At 29.1% G+C, this 2438-nt stretch carries 2 protein-coding genes and 1 pseudogene; all 3 read left to right on the top strand.

Going from position 1 to position 2438, the window contains the following annotated elements; translation table 11 throughout:
• Positions 1-892 (top strand): annotated as a pseudogene (locus tag ACTG3V_RS10280) (M56 family metallopeptidase); the annotation flags it as partial.
• Positions 893-902: 10 nt separating this feature from the next.
• The gene (locus ACTG3V_RS10275) at positions 903-1706 is read left to right on the top strand and encodes a hypothetical protein (protein ID WP_439132074.1); all 804 of its coding nucleotides are present in this window, start codon (positions 903-905) and stop codon (positions 1704-1706) included.
• A gap of 10 nt (positions 1707-1716) precedes the next feature.
• Positions 1717-2438, top strand: a 722-nt coding sequence (locus ACTG3V_RS10270; RefSeq protein WP_439132073.1) for a M56 family metallopeptidase, incomplete at its 3' end; no start/stop codon positions are given.

Here is a 2438-nt window from a genome sequence, read left to right as displayed (position 1 = left end):
AACAGCAACGAAAGAAGTCTATATCAACAATTTATTATCCAGCTTTTTTCAAGTGGAAAATATCACTTTTATCAATCAGTTTTACAAGAAATCGTTGATAAAAAAGAGAATCGAAATGATTACAAGAGCACAATCTAAAAACATCAATCAATTTAAATATTTGGTACTGATTCCAGTTTTGGTTGGTATGTTGTTTTATAGTAGTTGTACTTCTATCAAAAATCAAATCGAAAAACAAATTGTTACCCATTATAGAATGGCAGATGGAGAACTATTTAGTTATAAAGGTGACAAAGAAACCAAAATGGATACTTATTTTGGACAAGATCCACAAGGTTTGTTGGCAGAAATATCCTTCGAAGAATTACCCGAAGAAATTAAAAAAGAAGAGTATCGAAAATTTAAAAAATTTAGAGAAAAATTTAAAGGAGGTTTATCGTTTGCGAACTTTTTTAAATTTAATAAGTTTTTTAAAACTCCTGATGGCAGAATAATTTGTGGTACAATAGGAGACAATTTTAGTGCAATTCACCCAGATAAATTAGGGGATGAATTATTATTTATAAGATTAGAAAAACGACCAACTTTTCCAGGTTGTGAAGAAGGAAATTCAGATTGTTTTTTAGAAAAACTAGAGCAACATTTCTTAACTAAATTTGATAAAACAATCTTAACGAATTTAGAACCGAATACAAAAAAAGTAAAAGTTCTGATAGATTTTAACATCAACACAAAAGGTTTTGTAGAAGATATTAAAGTAAAAGCACCAAATGAAGTTATAGCGAATGAAGCTAGAAATGTTATAGCTGCGTTACCTAAAATGACAGGTGGCGAAAAATATGGTAAACCAATAAAAGCCAATTATAAACTACCTTTTACAATTATACTTTAAAAGAATTTTTATGATAAATTACATCTTTCGAGTGATATCGTTCCAAGTATTGATTGACAAAACACATTCCAAAAACAGCAATCAATTTAAATATTTGACATTTATTCCTGCTATGGTTGCAATGTTGTTTTGTACTAGTTGTTCCAAAAGTAACTCTAATACAGATCAAGTTATTGAGAAACAAATACAAACTCAATATAGATATTATAGAGGCGAATTAAAAGGGTTTAAAGGACGAAATACTACTTATTTAGATGATTTGTTTGTTGGCAAATGGCCAGAGAAAATAATTGAAGTTCAATTTGATGACTTAACCAAAAATGAACAAAAAGAATTTATAAGCTATAAGCAAAATGGATTTTTTGAACTAGGTACAGAAGTAAAACTCTTAAAAATGCCAAATGGAAGAAATGCTATAGGAATACGAATGCCAGGGATGGAATTTGATAAAACTGATGTTAATGTAAGTGAAATATCTTTCTTAAAAATGGATAGTGTTCCAGTTTTTCCAGATTGTGAAGCACAAGATTTTGATTGTTTTTTCGCAAAGTTAGATGCGCATTTTACATCAAATTTTAATCGAAAAATTGTAGATGACATATTTGTAAGTCCGGGAATTCAAAAAGTAATTGTTGATTTTAGTATTGATGAAAACGTAGCAGTGACAGATGTAAAAGTTGACGCATCTCATATTGTTATTGCAGAAGAAGCTAAAAGAGTAATTGAAAGCTTACCACAAATGAAACCTGGAAAGAATTATGATGCACAGCATGAAGCAAAATACACACTTCCGTTTAAAATAATAATTAATTAAAATTTAAGCTATGATAAATTACATCCTCCAAGTTATACTATTCCAAGTGTTGTTCTTGGCGATTTATGATTTCTTTTTAAGCAAAGAAACCTTTTTTACAAAAAATAGATGGTATTTGTTGAGTACCCCAGTTTTATCGTTTGTATTGCCTTTGATAAAAATTCCAAGTTTTCAAAAAGCGGTTCCACAAGATTTGGTGATACAATTGCCAGAAATTGTTTTAAATCCAGATAAAGTAATACAGCAAACTTTAGGAACTTCAAATTTGGAGACTTCTATCAATTATATTTCGCTCTTTTTTTGGGTTGGCGTTGTTCTTTTCTCGGTTTTATTTTTGATAAAATTGCTCAAAATCATCACCTTGATACAATCAAATGAAGTGATAAAAAACGAAGATTTTAAGTTGATTTTATTACCACAATTAACCAAAGCATTTTCATTTTTTAACTATATTTTTTTAGGAACTGCAATTCAAACCCCTCAAAAAGAAAACGTAATTCAGCACGAATTGGTGCATTCCAAACAAGGGCATTCTTTAGATTTATTGTTTTTTGAGGTTTTAAAAATCATCATGTGGTTTAACCCAATGCTGTATTTGTATCAAAAAAGAATCACATTAGTACACGAATATATTTCTGATGCAGTTGTGGCAAAAACAGCAACGAAAGAAGTCTATATCAACAATTTATTATCCAGCTTTTTTCAAGTGGAAAATATCACTTTTATCAATCA

Source organism: Polaribacter sp., from assembly GCF_965660385.1.
Classification (GTDB): Bacteria; Bacteroidota; Bacteroidia; order Flavobacteriales; family Flavobacteriaceae; genus Polaribacter.
This window is presented reverse-complemented; position numbering and strand designations above follow the sequence as displayed.